The sequence below is a fragment of the Microbacterium gorillae genome (assembly GCF_000826185.2).
In the GTDB taxonomy this organism is placed as follows: Bacteria; Actinomycetota; Actinomycetes; order Actinomycetales; family Microbacteriaceae; genus Microbacterium; species Microbacterium gorillae.
Map to the genome: position 1 here is coordinate 1578598 of NZ_LN648875.1, position 21946 is coordinate 1600543.

Annotated in this window: 14 protein-coding genes; 9 read left to right on the forward strand and 5 right to left on the reverse strand. The window is 70.6% G+C overall.

All coding sequences use genetic code 11. The features are described 5' to 3' along the window. Positions 1–13 precede the first annotated feature (13 nt). Positions 14–1249, reverse strand: a complete 1236-nt coding sequence (locus tag BN1193_RS17090; RefSeq protein WP_052460917.1) for a class I SAM-dependent methyltransferase — start codon at positions 1247–1249, stop codon at positions 14–16. A gap of 243 nt (positions 1250–1492) precedes the next feature. Between BN1193_RS17090 and recQ the strand changes: the two genes are divergently transcribed. After that, positions 1493–3385: a DNA helicase RecQ gene (gene recQ, locus BN1193_RS17095; protein WP_094770651.1), complete on the forward strand. Its 1893-nt coding sequence runs from the start codon at positions 1493–1495 to the stop codon at positions 3383–3385. On the opposite strand, the gene BN1193_RS17100 is transcribed toward recQ, so the two are convergent. Next, the gene (locus BN1193_RS17100; RefSeq protein WP_052460918.1) at positions 3369–4562 is read right to left on the reverse strand and encodes a TetR/AcrR family transcriptional regulator; all 1194 of its coding nucleotides are present in this window, start codon (positions 4560–4562) and stop codon (positions 3369–3371) included. The two genes, recQ and BN1193_RS17100, sit on opposite strands and share 17 nt — an antisense overlap. A gap of 581 nt (positions 4563–5143) precedes the next feature. Here BN1193_RS17100 and BN1193_RS17105 point away from each other — a divergent pair. Both BN1193_RS17105 and BN1193_RS17110 read left to right on the forward strand, forming a co-directional pair. Continuing rightward, positions 5144–7249 (forward strand): acyl-CoA dehydrogenase family protein, encoded by a 2106-nt coding sequence (locus BN1193_RS17105; protein ID WP_052460919.1) that lies wholly within the window; start codon positions 5144–5146, stop codon positions 7247–7249. 775 nt (positions 7250–8024) lie between these two features. Continuing rightward, entirely contained in the window at positions 8025–9416 is a 1392-nt protein-coding gene (locus BN1193_RS17110) for an HNH endonuclease signature motif containing protein (RefSeq protein ID WP_040168154.1), read from the forward strand. 753 nt (positions 9417–10169) lie between these two features. Here the strand turns inward: BN1193_RS17110 and BN1193_RS17115 are convergent. Next, positions 10170–12512 (reverse strand): YhgE/Pip domain-containing protein, encoded by a 2343-nt coding sequence (locus BN1193_RS17115; protein ID WP_094770601.1) that lies wholly within the window; start codon positions 12510–12512, stop codon positions 10170–10172. A gap of 255 nt (positions 12513–12767) precedes the next feature. Here BN1193_RS17115 and BN1193_RS17120 point away from each other — a divergent pair, with 255 nt between their 5' ends. The 4 genes from BN1193_RS17120 to BN1193_RS17135 all read left to right on the forward strand — a co-directional run bounded on the left by BN1193_RS17120 (position 12768) and on the right by BN1193_RS17135 (position 17670). Then, the gene (locus BN1193_RS17120; RefSeq protein WP_195907890.1) at positions 12768–13346 is read left to right on the forward strand and encodes a DNA-3-methyladenine glycosylase I; all 579 of its coding nucleotides are present in this window, start codon (positions 12768–12770) and stop codon (positions 13344–13346) included. Between the two features lie 114 nt (positions 13347–13460). Continuing rightward, positions 13461–15683 carry an LLM class flavin-dependent oxidoreductase gene (locus BN1193_RS17125; protein ID WP_040168156.1) on the forward strand — a complete coding sequence of 741 codons (2223 nt, stop codon included), beginning with the start codon at positions 13461–13463 and terminating at the stop codon, positions 15681–15683. Positions 15684–15721: 38 nt separating this feature from the next. Next, positions 15722–16939, forward strand: a complete 1218-nt coding sequence (locus BN1193_RS17130) for an RDD family protein (RefSeq protein ID WP_052460920.1) — start codon at positions 15722–15724, stop codon at positions 16937–16939. Further along, complete coding sequence (locus BN1193_RS17135; RefSeq protein ID WP_094770602.1) at positions 16936–17670, forward strand: PP2C family protein-serine/threonine phosphatase; 735 nt, start codon at positions 16936–16938, stop codon at positions 17668–17670. The genes BN1193_RS17130 and BN1193_RS17135 overlap by 4 nt, the downstream gene beginning before the upstream one ends. 43 nt (positions 17671–17713) lie before the next feature. On the opposite strand, the gene BN1193_RS17140 is transcribed toward BN1193_RS17135, so the two are convergent. After that, on the reverse strand, positions 17714–18157 hold the full coding sequence (locus BN1193_RS17140) for a recombinase family protein (protein WP_040168157.1): 444 nt from the start codon (positions 18155–18157) through the stop codon (positions 17714–17716). Positions 18158–18213: 56 nt separating this feature from the next. After that, positions 18214–19953: a cation:proton antiporter gene (locus tag BN1193_RS17145; RefSeq protein WP_094770652.1), complete on the reverse strand. Its 1740-nt coding sequence runs from the start codon at positions 19951–19953 to the stop codon at positions 18214–18216. A gap of 136 nt (positions 19954–20089) precedes the next feature. Here BN1193_RS17145 and ypfJ point away from each other — a divergent pair, with 136 nt between their 5' ends. Together ypfJ and pip are read left to right on the forward strand one after the other, a co-directional pair. Then, positions 20090–20953: a KPN_02809 family neutral zinc metallopeptidase gene (ypfJ, locus tag BN1193_RS17150; protein WP_040168158.1), complete on the forward strand. Its 864-nt coding sequence runs from the start codon at positions 20090–20092 to the stop codon at positions 20951–20953. Further along, complete coding sequence (gene pip / locus BN1193_RS17155) at positions 20950–21921, forward strand: prolyl aminopeptidase (RefSeq protein WP_094770603.1); 972 nt, start codon at positions 20950–20952, stop codon at positions 21919–21921. The genes ypfJ and pip overlap by 4 nt, the downstream gene beginning before the upstream one ends. Positions 21922–21946: the final 25 nt, after the last annotated feature.

The window sequence follows — 21946 nt, forward strand, 5'->3', positions numbered from 1 at the left end:
TCCCGGGAAAGGGTCAGCGCGAGGACGGGTGTGGCTCGTTGAGGGGAGTCCAGCGGAGGAAGGTGTCGTCGCGGTCGAGCCGGGCGGCGGGGAGCCAGCCGTCCGGAGTGGGGTCTGCGGAGTGCGGGCGGATGAGGATCTCGGGCTTCGCATCGTCGCCACCGATCGCGTCCCATGCCCGGATGTGTGCGGCGAGCCGCTCGGCGAGCTCATCACCACGCGGGCCGTAGGCGTGGACGATCAGGTCGAGATGCTCGTCGTCGATCCAACGGGCGGCAGGAGCCGCGAGGGACAGCCCGCCGTCGGTGTCGATCGCGACCGGGGTGCCGAACGGACTGCCCGCGGTGAAGCCCTCCGGACGTGGCGTCGTCGCGGACCAGGTGGCAGTGGGGAAGGGTGCGGCGCCGATCCAGAGGAAGAGGTTGAGCCAGAGGATCGGGCCGATCTGGACGCCGGTCTCGTGCACGCGAGACGACTCGGCGATCATCGCGTCGAACGCCTCCGTGGACACGGAACCGGGTGCTGTGCCGGTCAGCCAGCTGTTCTCGTCCGTGTTCACCACCGCGGGACGCTCGCCGGCTTCTCCCTCGCCCTGCGCTCCGACGAAACCCCCGGTGAGGGGAATGCCGCCGATCAGTGCGTCGCCCCGGCGGCGGGTGAGCACGCACGTGCCGAGCCCACCGAGGCGCATCGGCGCCAGGAACGTCCCGCCGTCCCTGAGGGCCGAGACGAGTGGCCACGGGACATGTGCGACGTCAACCGTGAGCATGATGCGGTCCGCCTCTTCCTCGCCGAGGCCTCGCCAAGCGTCGGCGACCCGGACCTCGATGCCGGACAGATCCACATCCTGCGCCGCGATGCCGACACGGGCGCGATCGATCACGGACGGGTCGATGTCGACGCTCAGCACCGAACCCGTGGGTCCGGCGAGCTGCGCGAGGAGCGCGGCGTTGTAGCCGCCGGAACCGACCTCGATGATCCGGTCGCCGGGCTCGACGGCGAGCGCCGTCGCCATGGCGGCCTGCAACCACCCCGCTGACACGGTGCTCAGCCACCGGCCGTCCTCATGAGCGATGATGCGGATGGCGTCGTCGCTGTACACCGCTTCGAGCGCGGCGTCCGGAGCGAACGCGGAGCGATCCAGCGATGCGACGGCCGACCGGACGCGCGGATCATCCAGGTGACCGTCCCCGGTCAGGCGGGTGACGAACTCCTCCCGAGCGCGCTTTTCCGCCGTCTTCTCCACCATGACATCCCCCTCGTGCGTGCGTTTCCGGAGCCTACGGGCCACCATCGACAGAGCTCAGTGTCCGTGCCCCCGACTACACTCGACGGGGTGACGCCTCCCGCCTCCTTCCCCCGCGAATCCGCAGCTCCGGGACGGTCGGCGTCGCACGATCCCTACGCCGACGTGCCCTTTGACGACGTGCCGTTCGATGACGTCCCGCCGTACGACCCGTACGAGGACGTCCCGTTCGATGACGAGCCGCCGATGGACCTCGACTTCGCCGGCGGTGCCCCGCCGCCGGACGCGGGGTACGCACCGGCTCCGCCGCGCGCGCGAGCGTCGCAGTACGCCACCGCGGCCGAGGCCCTGCGCACCGTGTACGGCTACGACGCGTTCCGCGGTGACCAGGCCGCGATCGTCAATCAGGTCATCGACGGCGGCGACGCGATCGTGCTGATGCCCACGGGCGGCGGCAAGTCCGTCACGTACCAGGTGCCGGCGCTCGTCCGTCCCGGAACCGGACTCATCGTCTCGCCATTGATCGCCCTCATGCACGATCAGGTGGACGCCCTGCGCGCCAACGGCGTGCAGGCCGCGTACCTGAATTCCACACAGTCCGCTTCCGAGCGCAGCGCCGTGGAGCGGGCGTACGTCGCCGGCGAGCTCGACCTGATCTACGTCGCGCCGGAGCGGCTGTCCAGCCCCGCCACGCGCGCGCTGCTGCAGCGCGGCTCGCTCAGCGTCATCGCGATCGACGAGGCGCACTGCGTCGCGCAGTGGGGCCACGACTTCCGGCCGGATTACCTCGCCCTCGGCGATCTCGCCGAGGTGTTCCCCGGCGTCCCGCGGATGGCGCTGACCGCCACCGCGACCCGCGCCACGCACCAGGAGATCACCGAGCGGCTGAGTCTCGGCGACGCCCGGCACTTCGTCTCCAGCTTCGACCGACCCAACATCCAGTACCGCATCGACGCGAAGGCAGAGCCGCGGCGGCAGCTGGTGGACTTCATCCGCTCGCAGCCGGAGGGCTCGGCGGGCATCGTCTACGCCCTCAGCCGCAAGGCCGTCGAGCAGACCGCGGAGGCCCTGGCCAAGCAGGGCATCGACGCCCTGCCGTACCACGCGGGCCTGCCTGCCGAGGTGCGCCAGCGCAACCAGTCGCGGTTCCTGCGCGAGGACGGCGTCGTGATGGTCGCGACGATCGCGTTCGGCATGGGCATCGACAAGCCGGACGTCCGCTTCGTCGCGCACATCGACCTGCCCAAATCCGTCGAGGGCTATTACCAGGAGACCGGGCGTGCGGGTCGAGACGGCGAGCCGAGCGTCGTGTGGATGGCGTACGGGCTCGGCGATGTCGTCCAGCAGCGCCGCCTGATCGACCAGGGTGACGGCGATCGGGCGCACAAGATGCGCCAGCAGCGGCACCTGGACGCCATGCTCGCGCTGTGCGAGACCGTGCAGTGCCGTCGCCAGAACCTTCTGGGGTACTTCGGTGAGCAGTCCGCCCCGTGCGGCAACTGCGACACCTGCCTCACGCCGCCGGAGACCTGGGACGGTCTGGTCGCCGCGCAGAAGCTGCTGTCCACGATCGTGCGGCTCAAGCGCGAGCGGAACCAGGCGTTCGGGGCCGGTCACCTCATCGACATCCTGCGCGGCGCGTCCACGGACCGGATCCGGCAGTACCGTCACGACGAGCTGTCCACGTACGGGCTCGGCGCGGACCTGTCCGATGCGGACTGGCGCTCGGTGGTGCGGCAGCTCCTCGCCCGCGGCATCCTGGTCGCCACGGGGGAGTACGGCACGCTGGCGCTCGGTGACCCGGCCGCCGCGGTGCTGCGCGGCGATGCGCCCGTGCCTCTGCGCCGGGACGTCCTGGGTCGCACCGGGGGAGGATCCGGGCGAGCGAAGAAGGCAAGCGCGGCCGCGGACCTGCCCGACGACGCTCGTGAGCTGTTCGAGGAGCTGCGCGTCTGGCGGGCCGGTGTCGCGCGGGAGCAGGGCGTGCCCGCCTACATCGTCTTCGGCGATGCGACGCTCCGGGCGCTCGCCGAGCACCGTCCGTCGTCCGCGGCAGAACTGGACGGCATCAGCGGCATCGGTGCCAAGAAGAAGGACGCCTACGGCGAAGCCGTCCTCGAGGTCATCGCGCGGGGGTGACGGGCGCGAGCATGCCGGCGACGTAATCCGCGAAGAGCGTCCCGGCGTCGACCAGGTCCGGTTCGTAGAGCGCTTGGACGCGCAGACCCAGCCAGAGTCCCGCGAGCATGGTCGCATCGACGCCGTCCGTCGCTTCCGGCGGGAGTGAGCCCTGCGTCCGGGCGAGGTCCAGCAGCGCGCCGAAATGCGCGCGCAGTGCGGCCAGCCGCAGCGCGACGATCGGGTGTGCCGGATGCGACGGCGCGGACGCTTCGTGGCAGATGAGCACCGTCGCGTCGTGGAACACCCGGGCGGAGTGCGTCGCCGTGGAGCGGCGGGCGGCCAGGACGAGGGCGTCGCGGACCGACGTCGCGGCGGCCTCGGCGAGCTCGACCTCATTGGAGGCGTCGCGCGAAGCGAGTACCGCTTCCAGCAGGGCTTCCTTCGAGGAGAAGTCTTCGAAGATGCTCGACTTCGCCACGCCGGACGCGGCAGCGATGTCGCGCATCGCCGTGTCGCCGAATCCGGACCGCGCGAACAGATCGATGGCCGCGGCGAGCACTCGGCCTTCGCGGTCGGTCGGCGCCGGGGGCTCGGGCTGCGGCGGCAGCGTGGCGCCGGGCTCCCGATTGTGCGAGCGAGCGAGGCCGCGGGAGTACTGGCCGACGAGGTCGACGATGTCGATCTCGTCCGGAGCGAACAGGCTCATGACCTGCAGACCGTGCCAGGTCGCGATGAAGACCCGGGCGTCGATCAGCGGGTCTCGGTTCGCACCGAGGTCGGACCGGCCGAGGAAGTGCCCTTCGGACACCTTCATGCGCCGCTGGTGCCGCGCGAGCATGTACGCGTGGGCGGGGTGTTCCGGTGCGCTGGCCTCGCCATACGCCGTGGCGATCAGGGCGAGCGCCGCCGGCGCGGCGGAGAGTTGGCGGGCGTACTCCTGCAGCGGCTCCATGGTGGGTGCGCCGCGTTCGCGGCCGGCCGGCATCCGCTGGTCCAGGACCGTCAGCACCGCCTCGAGCACCGCGGCCTTGGACGGATAGTGCCGCAGCAGTCCCGCGTGCGTGATGCCGCTGTGCGCGGCGATGTCGCGCAAAGAGGTCGCGTGGTAGCCCGGATCGAGGAACAGCTCGATGGCCGCGTCGACGATTCGCGTACGACTGGCCCGTCCGCGGGGGGTCCGAGCGTGTGAGGGCACGGGATGCCTGTCTTCAATAGGGGTCGGACCGCGGTTGCATGTTACCAAACGGTCGGGGTACTGTGGCCGAACGGTCGGGCGCCGGGGGGCGCACCACCGTACCGCACTGCAGGGAGGAGCTCACGTGGACGCCACGCTGAACCCATCCTGCACCATGCATGATGCATCGGCCGACCGCTGGGGGGCTGTCGCCGTACGTCATGCAGTGATCGACGCGTTCTCGCGCTGGGGGGCATGAGAGCGGCCGCGGTCCGAACAGAGTGCGGAACTCGCTGCAATGGAACCCCATCTCGCACCGGGGGGCGTGGGATGGGGTTCCGCAGCCCGGGACGGGCGCCGTGGCGAGAGCCGGGCGCCTGTCTTCGTGGTGCGCCCGCGGTTCGCCGACGGCCGCGTGCCGGTCGGCGTCGTCCGTGACGGCTTCTGAGGCTGGACGTTGGCTCCGAAGCTGTGGGACTCCCACAACGATTTGGTGAGACTCAGTGTCACGCGATTGTGGGCATCGGCCACCCATCTTGGCGACCAGGTGTCGAAGTTCTAGCGTGTAGACATCCCACCGTGCGATCTTCCGAGGGGCATCAATGTTTTCATCCGACGTGTCCGCACACGCCTCCCACACCACCACCACGCCGCGCATCGACATCGACGGCGTCACCGACATGCTGCTGGGCACCTGGAGTGATGTCCGTCGCCAAGCGCGCGCGATGGTCAAGGACCCGGCCTTCTGGCGGGACGGTGACCTCGGCAAGGACGCTCACCGCGAGCGAGTGCTCGAGCAGCTGAAGCTCCTCGTCGAGCGCAAGGCGATCCACCGTGCGTTCCCGACGCGTCTGGGCGGTCAGGACGACAACGGTGGCAACATCGCCGGCTTCGAGGAGCTCGTCACCGCCGACCCGAGCCTGCAGATCAAGGCCGGTGTGCAGTGGGGACTCTTCGGTGCCGCCGTGCTGCACCTCGGCACCGAAGAGCACCATGACACCTGGCTGCCCGGCATCATGGACCTCTCCATCCCCGGCGCGTTCGCGATGACGGAGATCGGACACGGCTCGGACGTCGCGGCCATCGGGACCACCGCGACGTACGACCCCGCGACGGAGGAGTTCGTCATCAACACGCCGTTCCGCGCGGCGACCAAGGAGTACCTCGGCAACGCGGCGCTGCACGGGATCGCGGCGACGGTGTTCGCCCAGCTGATCACCGACGGCGTGAACCACGGTGTGCACTGCTTCTATGTCCCGCTGCGTGGCGAGGACGGCGTCGATCTGCCCGGCATCGGCCGCGAGGACGATGGCCTCAAGGGTGGCTTGAACGGCATCGACAACGGCCGGCTGAGCTTCGATCACGTCCGGGTGCCGCGCACGAACCTGTTGAACAAGTACGGCGACGTCGCGGTGGACGGCTCGTACACGAGCCCGATCGCGAGCCCGGGTCGTCGCTTCTTCACGATGCTCGGCACCCTCGTTCAGGGCCGCGTGTCGTTGGATGGTGCCGCGTCGTGGGCCTCGGCGCTCGGCCTGGACATCGCGATCACCTACGCCGGTCAGCGCCGCCAGTTCGATGCCGGGTCCGGCACGGACGAGATGGTGCTGCTGGACTACGGCAAGCACCAGCGTCGCCTGCTCCCGCGCCTGGCGACGACGTACGCGTCGATCTTCGCGCACGACGAGTTCCTGAAGAAGTTCGACGGCGTCTTCAGCGGCAAGGCCGCGTCCGACACCGATCGCGAGGACCTCGAGACGCTCGCCGCCGCGCTCAAGCCGCTGTCGACGTGGCACGCGCTGGACACGCTGCAGGAGTGCCGCGAGGCCTGCGGCGGGTCGGGTTTCATGTTCGAGAACCGCTTTGTCGGACTGCGTGCGGACCTCGACATCTACACGACCTTCGAGGGCGACAACAACATTCTGCTGCAGCTGGTCGGCAAGCGGCTGCTGACCGACTACGGCACTCAGCTGAAGGAGAAGGACCAGCGCCAGCTCGCGGCCTTCGCCGTCGGCCAGGCGGCCGGCAAGGTCTTCCACGGCGCCGGGCTGCGTCGCCTGGGGCAGGCGTTCGCGGACATGGGGTCCACGGCCCGGTCCGTGGAGTTCGGCCTGCGCGAGCGGGACCAGCAGGAGCTGCTCGCGGACCGCGTCCAGCAGATGGTCGCGGACATCGCAATGCGCATGCGCCCGTCCGCGAAGCAGACACCGGACGAGGCGTTCGCGACGTTCAACGAGAACCAGTCCGAGCTGATGGAAGCCGCGCGCGCTCACGGTGAGCTGCTGCAGTGGGAGGCGTTCACCGACGCCGTCCGCACCGCGCCGGACGACGGAACCCGCGAGGTGCTGACCTGGCTGCGCGACCTGTTCGGCCTGTCCCTGATCGAGAAGCACCTCGCCTGGCACATCATCAACGGTCGGCTGTCCACCCAGCGTGCGGCCTCGGTCTCGCGCTACATCGACCGCCTCTGCCAGCGCCTGCGTCCGCACGCGCAGGACCTCGTGGACGCGTTCGGCTACGAGCCGGAGCACCTGCGAGCTCCCATCGCCTCCGGCATCGAGGCCGCCCGCCAGGACGAGGCGCGCGCCTACTACGCCGAACTCCGCGCCTCCGGCAACGCCCCGGTCGAGGAGAAGGTCATGTACAAGAAGGCCAAGGCCGAGGAGAAGGCCCGCGCCAAGGCCGCCAAGGCTCGCGCCAAGTCCTGAACTCTCCCTCGGCATCAGCGCCCGTCCCGTTCGCGGGGCGGGCGCTTTGTCGTCGGTGTGGTCGGGGGCTGCGGTGGTTGGGTCGGGTGCGCTCGTCTTTGCGGGTTCGCCTGTCGCCGCGCTTCGGGGGCTGGGGTGGCTCGGTTTCGGCTTAAGACTGCCCGGTGGATGGTTGCGTTCCGGACGCCGTCTCGCGATCCACGTGAGCGGCTCTCTCGCCGGCTCGGGTGCGCTCGCGTGTCCGAACGCTGCGGGATTCGGCTCGGTTGGGTCGTCGGTTGACGACGACGTGGGGGATGTGGTCACCTCGCGTTCCAGCGTGCTGGGGTTTCTTGGCTTAAGACGACACGGGTTCTCGGGGTGGTGGGGTTCTTCCGTCGGCGCGCGGACCCGGGGGTGGTTGGCTCGGGTGCGCTCGTCCCGGCGCGTTCGCTTGTTGCCGCGCTTCGGGGTCTGGGGTGGCTGGGTTTCGGCTTAAGACTGCCCGGTGGGCGGTTGCGTTCCGGACGCCGTCTCGCGTTCTGTCCCGGGGCCCTTCCCACTGGCCGTCTCGCGTTCAGCGTCGGCACCCCTCAACTCGGTCGGGCGGGGCCCGTGTCGGGTGCCTTCCGACCCTCCCATCACCCGGTCGTTGGGCGAGCGTTGGCGAGACGAAACGGCGTGAGGTGCGGGGCGGGGTCGGGGTGAGAGAAGCCTCATCTCCACAGGCTGAAATCCATCCACAGCCTGGGATATTCAACGTCCAATGTCGGAGGCCCAGCGTAAAATATGGCTTATGAACACGACGATGGAACGGACCCGGGAAGCGATGGCTTACGCCGTCGCCGACCTCCGCTCCATCCTGTCTTCCGGCACCCTCGACACGGCCGACCGGGACGATGTTCTCGGGTTCCTGATCGGGGTCGGAGACCTCTACCGGCAGGTCGAAGCCACGCTCGTGATCGGCACCGGTGTCATCGAGAAGCGCTCCGCATCTGCGGAGCGCTTCGACGTTTCCGCCGACTGCCGCTCCGCCAACGAAGTGATGCAGCGCACCACCGGTGCCGCACCCACCACCGTCAAGCGATGGAGCCGCCTGGCCGCGACCATCAAGCCCGCACGGGTGTTGCCCTCTGGCGAGGAGAAGCCGGCAGAGTTCCCGGCCCTGCGCGAAGCACTCACCACAGGAGCGATCGGGGCGGACGGTCTCGAGGCCGCCACCCGGCCCCTGCGGGAGATCAAGGACCGCGTGGACGCGACTGATTTCGCGGAGGTCGATGAGGTTCTCGCGGCGATGACGACGACGACCGGTGCTCCGGTGATGTGCGACACGCTCCGGGATGCTTCCCTCCGTTTGGCCACCGACCTGAACATCACGGGTGCCGAGGATGAAGAAGAGAAGGCTTTCCGGGGCCGGGCACTGCGGCTCGGCGTCAAGCGCAACGGGCTCGTCCCGATCACCGGTCAACTCGTCCCGGATGTGGCCGGTGCACTGTCGGTCCTGTTGGATTCGATCAACAACCCGCACGGTCAGCCCGCGGGCGTGAAGTTCCGACCGTCGGACGAGTCCGACGAGAACGCGGATGTGCGGAGCATGGCTCAGCGCAACCACGACGCCCTCGGCACGATCCTCGCCGCGGTCCCCAACGCTCCCGACATGCCGACGAACGGCGGCGGCGCACCCGTCCTGATCATCCACGCGACCGAAGACACTGTTCGTGCCGGTGAAGGGTGGGCCACGATCCCTGGGGCCGACGCGACCGGCACGGATGTTCCGGTGCCGTTCGCCGCGGCGAAGCATGTCGGATGCTGTGGCACGGTCCAGCACCTCACGTCCGCGAAGAACGGGCGGATCGTGAAGCTCACCATCGACAAGCGGGTGTTCAGCACTGACCAGCGGCGAGCGATCGCCGTCCGGGACCGGTCCTGCGTGATCCCGGGATGCCACACCCCGGCCCGGTGGTGCGAGATCCACCACGTGAAGGAATGGTCCAACGGCGGTCAGACGGATGTCGATAACGGGGTGCTGATCTGCTGGCACCACCACCGCTTCGTCGACCGCATGGACTGGGATATCCGGATGACCGACGGCGTCCCCGAAGTGCGACCGCCCGACTGGATAGACCCCACGAAATCCTGGCAAGCCACCGGCCCACGGGTCCCGGGCCGGCCGAAGCGGGGTGCGTGATGTCCGGGGAGAACTCCGCCCATACCATGCCCACCCCGCACCGTGTGACGTTCCGCCTCGCCGACGATCGTCCAACGACCGAGAAGGGGGTCGCCACCGACGTGACGAACCGTATCGGCGCGGCGCTCGGCGCGGCGACACGTGACGGCGCGCCGACCCGTGGTGTGGCGGAAATCGGTGACGGGGTGGCGGCCGGCGAGGCCACGTCCATCTCAGCGACGCAAGTCGGCGACGAGAGCCGATCCGTGACGGGCGGTCTTAAGCCGAAAACACAACCCCGCCGGAACCCGCAGCGCCGAACGCAGCGCACCCGCGGCACCTCAAGCGCACCCGACGCAACCACCTCGACATCCGCGCGCCGACACGTGAACAGCCCCACCCCGACAACCCGTGTCGTCTTAAGCCAGAAGAACGCAACCATGCTGGAACGAGACACGAGCACCCTCCCCACACACGTTGCGACGTTCGTCTCTCTGGCGCTCGATCAACGACGGGGTCCGCGGCCATGCTGGAACGAGACACGAGCACCCTCCCCACACACGTTGCGACGCTTCGTCAGGCCGGCGCTCGCTCAACCACCGGGGTGGCGACCGGCCGCGTTGCCCGCGACAGTGCGACGGCCGACGATGCCTGGCGCCGACCACGGGACCGGAGCCAGGAGCGCCATCACCCCTGCCTCCCCGTTCGCACGTGCGAGGAGCGGCGGACATGTGTGAGGCCCGCCCGGACGTCCGGGCGGGCCTCACTGCTGGATCAGGCCGAGCGCGCAGCGCGGGCGTGGTTGACCCGGTGTCCGATCCAGAACCCGGCCGCGATGAGCCCGAGCAGCGCGATCCCGCCGAGCCACGGCAGCAGCGTCGGGATGAGACCGCCGGTCGCGGACGCGAGCTCACCCGAACCCGCCGACACCTGGCCGTTGCCGTCCGCGAGCTTGGTGGCGCCGGCGGACAGGTCCGACGCGCCCGAAGCCAGGGTCTGCGATCCGTCCGCAAGCGAACCGGCGCCCTCGTTCAGCGTCGTCAGGCCCCCGGAGAGATCCGAAGCGCCACTGGCCAGCGTCTTCGTGCCCTCCGACAGCGACTGCGCACCGGCGTCGAGGCTCGCGGCCCCGCTGCTCAGCGTCGACGTACCGGACGCCAGCGAGAACGCGCCGGAGGCGAGACGCGAAGCGCCGCCGCTCAGCGTCGCCGTGCCGTCCGCGAGAGAGGACGCACCGTCCGCCAGGCTCGACGCACCATCGCTGAGCTTCGCGTTGCCGTCCGCGAGGGCGGACGCGCCGCCGCTCAGCGTGGAGGCACCCGTGCTCAGTTTCTTGGTTCCGTCGGCGAGCGCGGACGCGCCACCGCTCAGCGTGAACGCGCCCTTGCTCAGCTTGGTCGCGCCGTCGGCCAGCGCGGACGCGCCCCCGGCGAGGGTGGAAGCTCCGCTGCTCACCGCGGCCGTTCCGTCGGCGAGGGAGGACGCGCCACCGGCGAGGGTGGAAGCTCCGCTGCTCAGCGCGGCGGCTCCGTCGGCGAGGGAGGACGCGCCCCCGGCGAGGGTGGACGTGCCATCCGCCAGAGCGGACGTGCCGTCGGCGAGCGTCGACGCGCCCCCGGCGAGCGACGACGTGCCGTCCGCGAGGTCGGTCAGTCCGGACGCGAGCGCGTCAGCGCCCGCACTGAGCTCGGCCGTCCCCTCACGCAGGCCCGCGGCGCCGGAAGCCAGTGCCGGGGCGCCGGCAGCGAGCGCGGAGGTCCCCGGCCACGAGGCTCCGTCACCGTTGACGAGCGCGTCCGCACCGCCGGCGACCTGCGCCGCACCATCCGCGGCTGCGATCAGTCCACCGGCCAGCGCGGACGACGCCACCGCCGGGGCCGTGAGACCGTCGACCTCCTGGCTGAGGCCGTGCGCGAGCGCCTGGAGCTGGGCGTACGTGGCATTGCTCGGGTCGGCGGCGACGAGGCCGTCGGCGATCTGCACCAGCGACGCAGCGTGTCCCGGAGCCGCGTCCGCGACCGCCGCGATCTGCGACGCCGTGCCCGGGTCGGCGAGCAGGTGGACCTGGTCGGTGACGCTCGAAGCGAGCGACCCCGCGAGCGAGTCGGCACCGTCCTTGACCATGCCGGACACCTGGTGTGCGCCCGCGACACCCGCGGCCAGCGAAGCGGCACCGTCGGCGACCGACGCGGCACCGGCCGCGGCGTTCTTCGCACCCGCTGCGAGCTGCTGCCCACCGGACGAGGCGTTCCGCGCACCGGCGTCGATCCGTCCGGCTCCGGCCGCCACTGAGGCTGCACCGTTCGCCGCGGTGGCCGCGCCGTCCTTGAGAGCGCCCGCACCGGCCGCCACCGAGGCGGCACCGTTCGCTGCGGTGGCAGCGCCGTCCTTGAGCGAACCGGCGCCCGCGCTGAGGGTTGCGGCACCGGAGGCGGCGCTCGCAGCGCCGTCCTTGAGAGCGCCGGCACCCGTGCTCAGGGCCGTGGCCCCGGCGTCGAGCGTCCCGGCGCCATCCTTCAGCGTCCCGGCACCTGTGCTGAGGGCTGCGGCACCGGAGGCGGCGCTCGCAGCGCCGTCCTTGAGAGCACCGGCACCCGCGCTCAGCGCTGCGGCCCCGGAGGACGCGCTCGCGGCGCCGTCCCGCAGAGAACCCGCCCCGGCACTCAGGGCTGCGGCGCCGGTGGCTGCGCTGGCGGCTCCGGCGTCGAGCGTCCCGGCTCCGTCCGAGAGCTCAGCGGCACCGGCCGCCGCCGATGCCGCTCCGTCGGCGAGGGACGTGGCACCCTCGGACAGCGCGCGTGCGCCACCGGCCGCGGAGCTCGCGCCCGTGGACAGCTTGCCGGCACCGGCCGCGGCGGAAGCCGCCCCGGTCCGCAGCTTCGCCGCTCCCGCCGCGAGGTCATCCGCGCCCCCGGAGAGCGTGCCGGCGCCGTCCGCGAGACTCTGCGAACCGTCATTCGCCTGATCGGCGCCGTCATTGAGCTTGGCCGCCCCGGCCGCGACCGCCGAGGTCGTGACCAGGTGGAAGACGAGCATCGCGGCCAGCAGGAGGCCGAGAATGATCGCGGCCAGGCGCATGCCCAACCCGTGTCGGTGTGTTGTCGGGGTGCTCGTCATCGAGGTACTCCTGTTCGCCCGGGCGTGGGCATGGCTGGGGACGAAGGGCAGTTCAGGGGTCGGACCGTGTGCGCGGGCCACCGTTGGACCGCACAACGCGCGAGGCGTCTCGCCGATCGTAGGGACCCGCGCGACCTATCCGACAGATCTTGGAGATCGGCACTAAGTCCCGTCCCGGGTGGGACTGGGTCGCGTTGTCGGTCCTGCACAATGCGCCCGTGCGGCGACGTCGTCGGCGGCACGTAGGCTTCCCGCATGCGCTTGACCGATGTCGTCACCGGACCCGACGGATTCGACCGCTGCGGATGGGTGGGAGATGACGCCGAGTACCGCCGCTACCACGACGAGGAGTGGGGGCGTCCGCTGCACGGTGACCGGGCCCTGTTCGAGAAGATGTCGTTGGAGGGCTTCCAGGCCGGACTGAGCTGGATCACGATCCTGCGCAAGCGGGAGAACTTCCGAGCGGCCTTCGGCGGATTCGACCCGGTGACGGTGGCGGAGTTCACCGAGCCGGACGTCGAACGGCTGATGGCCGACGCCGGGATCGTCCGCAACCGGGCGAAGATTCTGGCGGCGATCGCCAACGCCGCGCTCGTGCGCGAGATGGCCGAGGGCGAACTCGACGCGCTGATGTGGTCCTTCGCCCCCGCACCCCGTCCCCGCCCGGAACACCTCGCCGACATCCCCGCGGAGACGCCCGAATCCGTCGCCCTGAGCCGCGCGCTGCGCAAGCGCGGCTTCCGCTTCGTCGGCCCGACGACGATGTACGCCCTGATGCAGTCGTCCGGGATGGTCGATGACCACGTCGTCGGATGCCGTCGCGCCGTCGGCTGACCCCCTGTTCCGCCGGTCCGAGCGGGGCTACGCTGACGCGCAGTCACGGTCGGCGCTGACGGCCCGCGGGAATGCCCCTACCGGCCCGCCCGTTGACGTCCCTCGGAGGCACACGTGGACTACGGACATGACCTGATCTTCGGGTCTTTCATCACCCCGATCGCACAACCGGCGCAGAATCCGGTCGCCCTGGCGCGGATCTCGGAGGAGGCCGGCCTCGACCTGGTCACGTTCCAGGACCACCCGTACCAGCCGGCGTTCCTGGACACCTGGACGCTGATGTCCTACGTCGCCGCGCAGACCGAGCGCATCCACATCTCCGCGAACGTCATCAACGTGCCGTTGCGCATGCCGACGCTGCCGCGCGCGGCCGCGAGCCTCGACATCCTCTCCGGCGGCCGGTTCGATCTCGCCCTCGGCTCCGGCGGGTTCTGGGACGCGATCACCGCGATGGGCGGCCCCGCCCGCACCAAGGGCGAGGCGTTCCAGGCGCTGGAGGAGACGATCGATCTGCTCCGCGCGACGTGGGACACCTCCGAACGCGGGGGCATCTTCACCGACAACGAGATCTACCCGGTCCGCGGCGCGAAGCGGGGCCCGCGTCCGGCGCACGAGATCCCCGTGTGGCTCGGTGCGCTCGGACCTCGGGGCCTGCGCCTGATCGGCAGGAAGGCCGATGGCTGGCTCCCGAGCGAGGGATACCTCAAGCCCGGCCAGCTCGCCGAGGGCATGGCGAGCATCGACGCGGCAGCCGGTAAGGCCGGACGCGACCCCCGCGAGATCCGACGCCTGCTGAACATCCAGCCCGAGGCGGACCCCACCGCGTGGGCGCACCGCCTCGCCGCGCTCACCCTCGAACACGGCGTCAGCGCGTTCATCGTCGCCACGGACGACCCCGGGATGATCCAGATGTTCGCCCAGGAGGTCGCGCCCGCCGTGCGGGAACTCGTCGCCACCGGCCGCACGGAAGCCGGCACGGAGTCCGGGGGCACCCGCTCCGCCAGCGCACTGGCGTCGCGCATCGACGGCATCGCCTACGACGATGTCCCGGCCGGTCTCGAGGCGATCGAACCGGGCGATTTCGCCTACGCCGACGTCCGGGACACCTACACCCGCGGGGGTCGCCCCGGCATCGTGCTGATGCCGACCGACACCGCGCAGGTGGCCGAGGCGGTGCGGTTCGCCGGCCTGCACCCGGACGTGCCGCTGTCGATCCGCAGCGGCGGTCACGGCATCTCCGGTGCCAGCACGAACCACGACGGAATCGTCATCAACCTGCGCCGGCTGAATGCGATCGAGGTGCTCGACGAGGACCGCCGCCTGGTGCGGATCGGGCCCGGCGCGCGCTGGGGCGAAGTGGCGGCGGCCCTCGCCGAGCACGGTTGGGCGCTCGGGTCCGGCGACATGGGCGCGGTCGGCGTCGGAGGACTGGCCACCGCCGGCGGCGTGGGCTACTTCTCCCGCGAGTCCGGCCTCACGATCGACCATCTCGTCGCGGCGGAGATCGTGCTCGCGGACGGATCCGTCCGGCGCGTCGATGCCGAGCACGAACCCGACCTGTTCTGGGCGGTGCGCGGCGCCGGCGGCAATGTCGGCATCGTGACCTCGTTCGACTTCGTCGTCGACGAGGTGGGCCCGGTCGGCTACGCGCGGCTGTACTTCGACCTCACTGATCTCGAGAACGCCCTCGTCACCTGGGGTCAGGCGGTGGAGGCGTCACCGCGGGACACCACCGGCTTCCTCACCGTCGCACCCCAGCGGGACGGACGCATCATCGGCATCGGGATCGTGGTCATCGATCAGTCCGACCCCGACATCGTGCTCTCCCGCCTGCAGTCCTTCGCGCAGGTCGGGCCGCTGCTGGATCAGTCCGTCACCATCACCAGCTACGCGCAGGTGGTCGCTGCGGGGGTGGACGGTGCCCAGCACGCCTACGGTGCGCCGGCCACGCGGTCCGGGTTGTTCGATCACCTCACCCCGGAATTCGCGCGTGCGGCGGCGGACCTCGTGCGCAGCGGTGCGACGTACTTCTTCCAGATCCGTGCGGTCGGCGGTGCTGTCGCGGACGTCGCGGATGACGCGACCGCCTACGCGCACCGAGAGGCGAATTTCGCCGTCGTGGCCTTCGGGGCCGCGCGCGAGTCGCTCGATCATCGGTGGGCGCCGCTGGCCACGATGTCCCGGGGGCTCTACACCAGCTTCGAGGCGTCGGACCGGCCCGAACGGATCGGCGAGGCCTTCCCGCCCGAAACGCTCGACCGTCTCCGGCGCATCAAGGCGCAGGTCGATCCGGGCACGCTGTTCCGGGACAACTTCGCCGTCGGGGCCGCGGAGTGACCCTGGAGTGCACCTGAGGACTTTCCCGCCGACGCCGGATGCGTGCGAAGATCGTCGCGGCGGAATGGAAGTTCACGATGGCTGAGGTGGTGGCTGCCGCGGTGTCGGCGCGGGTCTTCGCATGCCTGCTCGATGCGGTGCCGCCGGTGCTCGTGGGAGCGGCGGGCTGGGGCATCGCGACCCTCCTGAGCCCCGTGCTCGGTGAGACCGGGGCCGGTGTGCTCGGCGGGCTGTGGCTGGTGGCCGTGCTCATCACGACCTGGGGCGTGTACGCCGCGCAGCAGGGATCCCGGGGAACCCTCGGCATGCGCATGAACCGGATCTCCCTCGTCGACGGGCGCACCGGTGCCGCGATCGGGATCGATCGTGCCGCCTTCCGTCTCCTGATCTGGTCGCTGCTGTGCACGGTCGTGATCGGGTTCTTCACACCGCTGTTCGATCGGACGGGCGAGCGCCGAGGGTGGCACGATCGCCTCGTCGGAGCGCGAATGGTGTCCGGCACGAGCGCCGACGTCCGCGACCTGATCGCCGCCGATCACGCCCCCGGACCGCGTCGGACCGGTGTCGTTCACACCCGTCCGGACGCCGATCCGCCGTCCGAGCCGCTCACGTTCACCGGCCTGCTGGCGCCGCTGACGGCGGACACCGGTGCCGCCGACGTTCCCGCAGCCCCGAAGTCCGCAGCCCCGAAGCCCGTGGCCGCGGAGCCTGTCGCCGCGGTCGTTCCGGACCCCGTGCCTGCCGCGGCTGGCGAACCCGTCGCTCCGGCGCCGAGCGAGCCGCCCGCCATCGTCGAGGCCACCGAGTTCCGCTCCCGGCGGGCCGCGCGAGAGTCGCGCGCGCAGAACGCCGCGGGCGAACCGCCGATCGTGGACGCCGCACCGCTCGCTCCGCCCCCGTTGCGCCGCCGGGAACGCCGACCCCCGGCCACCCTCGCCCTCGAACTGGTCTGGGATGACGGCACGAGCACGGTGGTCAGCGAGAGGTCGGTGATCGGGCGCAGCCCCCGCCCGATTCCCGGAGTGCGGACGGTCGTCGTCGTGGACGATTCGCTGTCGCTGTCCAAGTCGCACTTCGAGCTCACGCCCGAGGCGGGCGGAGACGTGACCATCACGGATCTCGCCTCGACCAACGGGGTGGTGCTCTCCCGCGACGGACGTTCGCGCCGCCTTCCGCCGGGTGTCGCGGTCGCGCTCGCCTCCGGGGATGTGCTGGAATTCGGATCACGCCAAGCCCGTGTGGAGGTGCACTCATGAACAGTCCGATCGTCGTCCGCAGCGGCGCCGCGACCCACGCCGGTCTGCGCCGCCCCATCAACGAGGACTCGCACCTGGCACAGGCTCCGCTCTTCCTCGTCGCCGACGGCATGGGCGGTCACGCCGCCGGGGACCTGGCCAGCGCCGCCGTGGTCGAGGAGTTCGGTGCCCTGTTGAACCGCGGCCGCATCGCCGTCGACGACATGAGTGCGGCGCTGGAGCGCTCGAAGGCGCGCGTCGACGCCCTGCCCAGCGGCGCGCGACCCGCCGGCACGACCCTGTCCGGCGTCGCCGTCAGCGACGTCAACGGCGCCGCCTACTGGCTCGTGATCAACGTCGGCGACTCCCGGACCTACCGATACGCGGACGGGGCGCTCGATCAGATCACGATCGATCACTCGATGGTGCAGGAGATGCTGGACAACGGCGAAGTCGAGCTCGCGCAGCGGGTCCGGCGCAACGTCATCACCCGGGCGATCGGGGCCGGCAGCACGGGCATCGCCGATTTCTGGATGATCCCCGCGGAGGTGGGCGATCGCATCCTGGTGTGCAGCGACGGACTGACCAACGAACTCGACGACGAGCGTGTCCGCGAGGTCCTCGAGGACGAGGCGGACCCGGAGTCGGCGGCGCTCCGCCTGGTCCGCGAGGCGATGGCGAACGGCGGTAACGACAACATCACCGCCGTCGTGGTCGATGCGGTCTCCGTGGCGGTCGAAGCACCCGCCTGAGCCCACGCCCGGTTCTGGCCGCGACGCTGCGGCGAACGGAGACTTACGGAGCGGCGGCGAGGTGCCGTGCGCCGTGCGCCAGGACCTTGATGACGATCCCGCGGCGCTGCAGCTCGTCGATGGTCCGCCGCTCTTCAGCGAGGTCGCGTCCGAGCGCGTGCACCGAGGAGATCACGAGCACATCGCCGTGCACGAGCGTGCCGAAGAACCGCGTGAGGCGGTGCTCCCACGACTCCAGTGTCTCCGGAGCGGGGTGGCGGAACCCTCCGATCGGCACGCCGAAGCGCGTGAGGTCCTCACGCTGCTCGACGACGGAGGGCATGTCGTCACGGGTGACCACGAGACCGACCAGACGTGACCCGGCCGGACGCGCGCGCCACCAGGTGCTGTCGGTCTGCATCTCCTCGAAGCACTGCGGGCAACCCGCGGCCTCGTGCACGACGGGAGCGCCGCCGGTGGGGGCGGGCGAAGCGACGGTGTCGGACATGGGACCTCCTGAAGACGATTGTGCCCGAAACCGCGGACGTCGGCGCGTATCGAGCGTCAATCCGCGAGGTGCGCGCGGATGCTGAGTTCCTCGGCGTCCAGGCCCTCCAGCACGCGCCGCAGCGTCGCGGTGCTGTACTGGCCGTTCGAGCGCGCCGCGCTGAGCTTCTGCCGCTGGGCGGCGATCGTGACGAGGCGCAGCTCGCGCACCTGATCGATGCGGTCGCCGCTGCCCTCCTCGAGCGGCACGGAGAGACGGTTGCGCGACTGCGCGACGATGTCCGGCTCGAACGGCTTGCCGTTCTCGCGGTGCAGGTTGGGCGCATCCAGGGCGGTGGCCGCGGCCTGACGGAGCGCGACGTTGAGTTCGGCGAGCTCTTCGGCCGCGGGATCGTCCTCGCCGGAGGAGTTCAGTCCGAGGAGTCGCACCAGGGGTGCCAGCGTCGAACCCTGCAGCAGCAGCGTGCCGACGGCGACGAGGAACGCGACCAGGATCAGCAGTGATCGGTTCTCGCCATACGGCAGGGTCTGCGCGGCGGCGAGGGTGACCGCACCGCGCATGCCGGCCCAGACGATGATCGTGCCTTCCCGCCAGCCGAGACGGGACTGCTGCAGGTACTGGGCGTCACCGAGGGAGCGGGCGAGGCGCCGGCGAACCAGGCGCATCCGCCGCTCCGGGTTGCCGCGCCCGTTGGTGTGCTCGGCGAACTGGTCGACGGTGGCCGATTTGAATCTGTCGCGGGCTTTCTCGAGGTGCGGCTGGACCACTTCGGCGCGATTCGAGCGCCGCGACTGCATCCAGATCAGCGGGATCACGTAGGCGGTGCGCAGCACCAGGATGATGGCCACGGCGGCGAGCGCGAGCAGCGCGGCGTGGGGCACGGCGCGCCAACCGTCGGGGGCGTCCGCGATGATGCTCTGGATCTCCAGACCCATGATGAGGAAGACCGCGCCCTCCAGCACCAGCTCGATCGTGCGCCAGTTGACGCGGTCGCTCAGCCGCTGTTCGGCGGTGAAGTACTTCGTCGCCCCCTGGCCGGTGACGATGCCGGCCGTCACCGCCGCCACCAGGCCGGAGCCGCCGAGGTGCTCGGTGGGCAGGTAGGCGACGTACGGCACCACGAAGCTGATGGCCGTCGCCGCGGTGGTGGAGGGGATCCAGGCGCGCACGCGCAGGTTCACCCAGCCGACCACGAGGCCGATCGCGACGGCGATGATCACGGCCAGGCTGAAGTCGCCGACGCCGGTCCAGATCGAGAAGGCCCCGGCGCCGGCGGCGGCGGCGGCGATGGCGGTACGCAGCAGGACGAGGGCGGTGGCGTCGTTGAGGAGGCTCTCGCCCTCGAGCATCGTCAGCACGCGTGGCGAGATGCCGAGCTTCTTCACGACCGAGGTCGCGACCGCGTCCGTGGGACTCAGCACGGCGCCCAGCGCGATACCCAGCGGCAGGCCGATGCCGGGGATCACGGCCGAGAAGAACAGGCCCAGTACGAGCGAGCTGATCAGGACGAGGAGGACGGAAAGACCGCCGATCGCGCCGAAGTCTCGCCGGAACTCCATGGCCGGCAAGGACACGGCGGCGGCGTAGAGCAGGGGTGGCAGGATGCCGACGAGGATCCACTCCTGATCCAGCGTGAACACGGGCGTGAAGGGCAACAGGCTGAAGCCGATGCCGAGCAGGAGGAGCACCAGGGGGCCGGCGACCCCGACCTTCGGGGCGAGGGCCGTCGTCACGGCGATCACGATGACGCCGGCCACCACGATGAGGACGAGATCGATGAGGTCGATGGTGATCATGAGCGCCTTCCGCGGCACGCCGATCCGCCTCGACTGCGCCGCCCCGCCCAGCCTATCGGGCTCCGTGATGTTCCCGCCGCGGCGAGCAACGCGCCGATCGCGCACAAAACGGTGAGGTTGGCGGTATTTTTGCCAAGTGACCTTCAACCCGAACGCTGACATCAGCGGAAGCAAGGCCGAGCGACGCGGCGGCAGGGGCGCCGTCGTGGGTGGCGGCATCGCCGGCGTCGGCGGCATCCTCGCCCTCGTCTTCGCCCTCCTCACCGGTGGCTCCTTCGACCCGAACGTGATCTTCGGCAACCAGGACCAGGGCTCCGAGGCCCAGGCGACGGACGGCGCCACGTGCCTGACCGGCGTCGACGCGAACGAGAACGACGAGTGCCGCCTCGCGGGAGCGCAGATCCTCCTGGATGACTTCTGGTCGAAGCACGTCAAGGGCTACGTGTCCCCGACCGAGGTGATCTACAGCGGCCAGACGCAGTCCGCGTGCGGCACCGCGGACAACCAGGTCGGCCCGTTCTACTGCCCGACCGACCAGAAGCTGTACGTCGATCCGTCGTTCTTCCAGCTGATGCGCCAGCAGTTCGGAGCCTCCGCCGGGAACCTCGCGCAGCTCTACATCGTCGGCCACGAGTGGGGTCACCACATCCAGAACATCACCGGAGTCTTCGAGGAGCACCCCAACGACGGCACGGGTGCGGAGAGCAACTCCGTGCGCACCGAGCTGCAGGCGGACTGCTTCGCCGGCGGGTGGCTGTCTCAGGTCACCGACACGAAGGGCTCGGACGGCAAGCCGCTCCTGGAGCCGATCACGCAGGATCAGCTCAAGGACGCGTTGAACGCGGCAGCCTCGGTCGGCGACGACAACATTCAGAAGCGTTCCGGCTACGTCAACCCGGACTCGTTCACCCACGGCACCAGCGCCGAGCGCCAGAAGTGGTTCTCCACGGGCTACAACGAGGGCATCAACGCGTGCGACACGTTCTCGGGAGCCCTGTGACGAGCACTCTGGACGACGACCTCTACCCGGCGATCGAGCCCTACGACACGGGGCTGCTGCTGGTGGGGGACGGCCACCGGATCTCCTACGAGCAGTCCGGCAACCCGGACGGCAAACCGGTGGTGTTCCTGCACGGCGGACCCGGGGGTGGCACCTCTGCGTGGAATCGGCGGTTCTTCGATCCGGCGAAGTACCGGATCATCCTGTTCGACCAGCGCGGCTGTGGCCGCAGCACCCCGCACGCGAGCGATCCGAACGCGGACCTGAGGCACAACAGCACGTGGCATCTCGTCGCCGACATGGAGCTGCTGCGCCGCAATCTCGGCATCCGGCAGTGGCAGGTCTTCGGCGGATCGTGGGGTTCGGCGTTGGCGCTGGCGTATGCGCAGACGCACCCGGACGCCGTGTCCGAGCTGGTCCTGCGCGGCATCTTCACGCTGCGCCGCGAGGAGCTGGAGTGGTTCTACGAGGGCGGCGCCGCGGCGATCTACCCGGACCTGTGGCGCGCGTTCGAGCAGCAGATCCCGCCGGTCGAGCGCGGGCACATGATGGAGGCGTACCACCGCCGCCTGTTCGATCCGGACCCGCGCGTGCACGTCCCGGCCGGGGTGGCCTGGACCTCATGGGAGAGCGCGACCGTCACGTTGCGCCCGGACCCGAAGGCGGTGACCCAGAAGGCCGACCCTCACCACGCGGTCGCCTTCGCCCGCATCGAGAACCACTACTTCGTCAACGGCGGGTGGTTCGAGGAGGGGCAGCTCATCGCGAACGCGCCCCGCATCGCGCACATCCCGACGGTGATCGTGCAGGGGCGTTACGACATGTGCACGCCGATCATGACCGCGTTCGCGCTGCACGAGGCGCTGCCGGACGCCGATTTCGTCGTCGTGGACGATGCCGGCCACTCCGCCACCGAACCCGGGATCCGCCGCGCCCTCCGCGCCGCCACCGATCGCTTCGCCGCCTGAGCTCACCGTCATCGCGTTGTGTTTG

Bases quoted from the DNA above. Each gene is read 5' to 3' on its own strand.
- BN1193_RS17090 (WP_052460917.1), bottom strand. From the start codon at position 1,249: ATGGTGGAGAAGACGGCGGAAAAGCGCGCTCGGGAGGAGTTCGTCACC.
- recQ (WP_094770651.1), top strand. From the start codon at position 1,493: ATGGACCTCGACTTCGCCGGCGGTGCCCCGCCGCCGGACGCGGGGTAC.
- BN1193_RS17105 (WP_052460919.1), top strand. From the start codon at position 5,144: ATGTTTTCATCCGACGTGTCCGCACACGCCTCCCACACCACCACCACG.
- BN1193_RS17110 (WP_040168154.1), top strand. From the start codon at position 8,025: ATGAACACGACGATGGAACGGACCCGGGAAGCGATGGCTTACGCCGTC.
- BN1193_RS17115 (WP_094770601.1), bottom strand. From the start codon at position 12,512: ATGACGAGCACCCCGACAACACACCGACACGGGTTGGGCATGCGCCTG.
- BN1193_RS17120 (WP_195907890.1), top strand. From the start codon at position 12,768: ATGCGCTTGACCGATGTCGTCACCGGACCCGACGGATTCGACCGCTGC.
- BN1193_RS17130 (WP_052460920.1), top strand. From the start codon at position 15,722: ATGCGTGCGAAGATCGTCGCGGCGGAATGGAAGTTCACGATGGCTGAG.
- BN1193_RS17135 (WP_094770602.1), top strand. From the start codon at position 16,936: ATGAACAGTCCGATCGTCGTCCGCAGCGGCGCCGCGACCCACGCCGGT.
- BN1193_RS17140 (WP_040168157.1), bottom strand. From the start codon at position 18,157: ATGTCCGACACCGTCGCTTCGCCCGCCCCCACCGGCGGCGCTCCCGTC.
- BN1193_RS17145 (WP_094770652.1), bottom strand. From the start codon at position 19,953: ATGATCACCATCGACCTCATCGATCTCGTCCTCATCGTGGTGGCCGGC.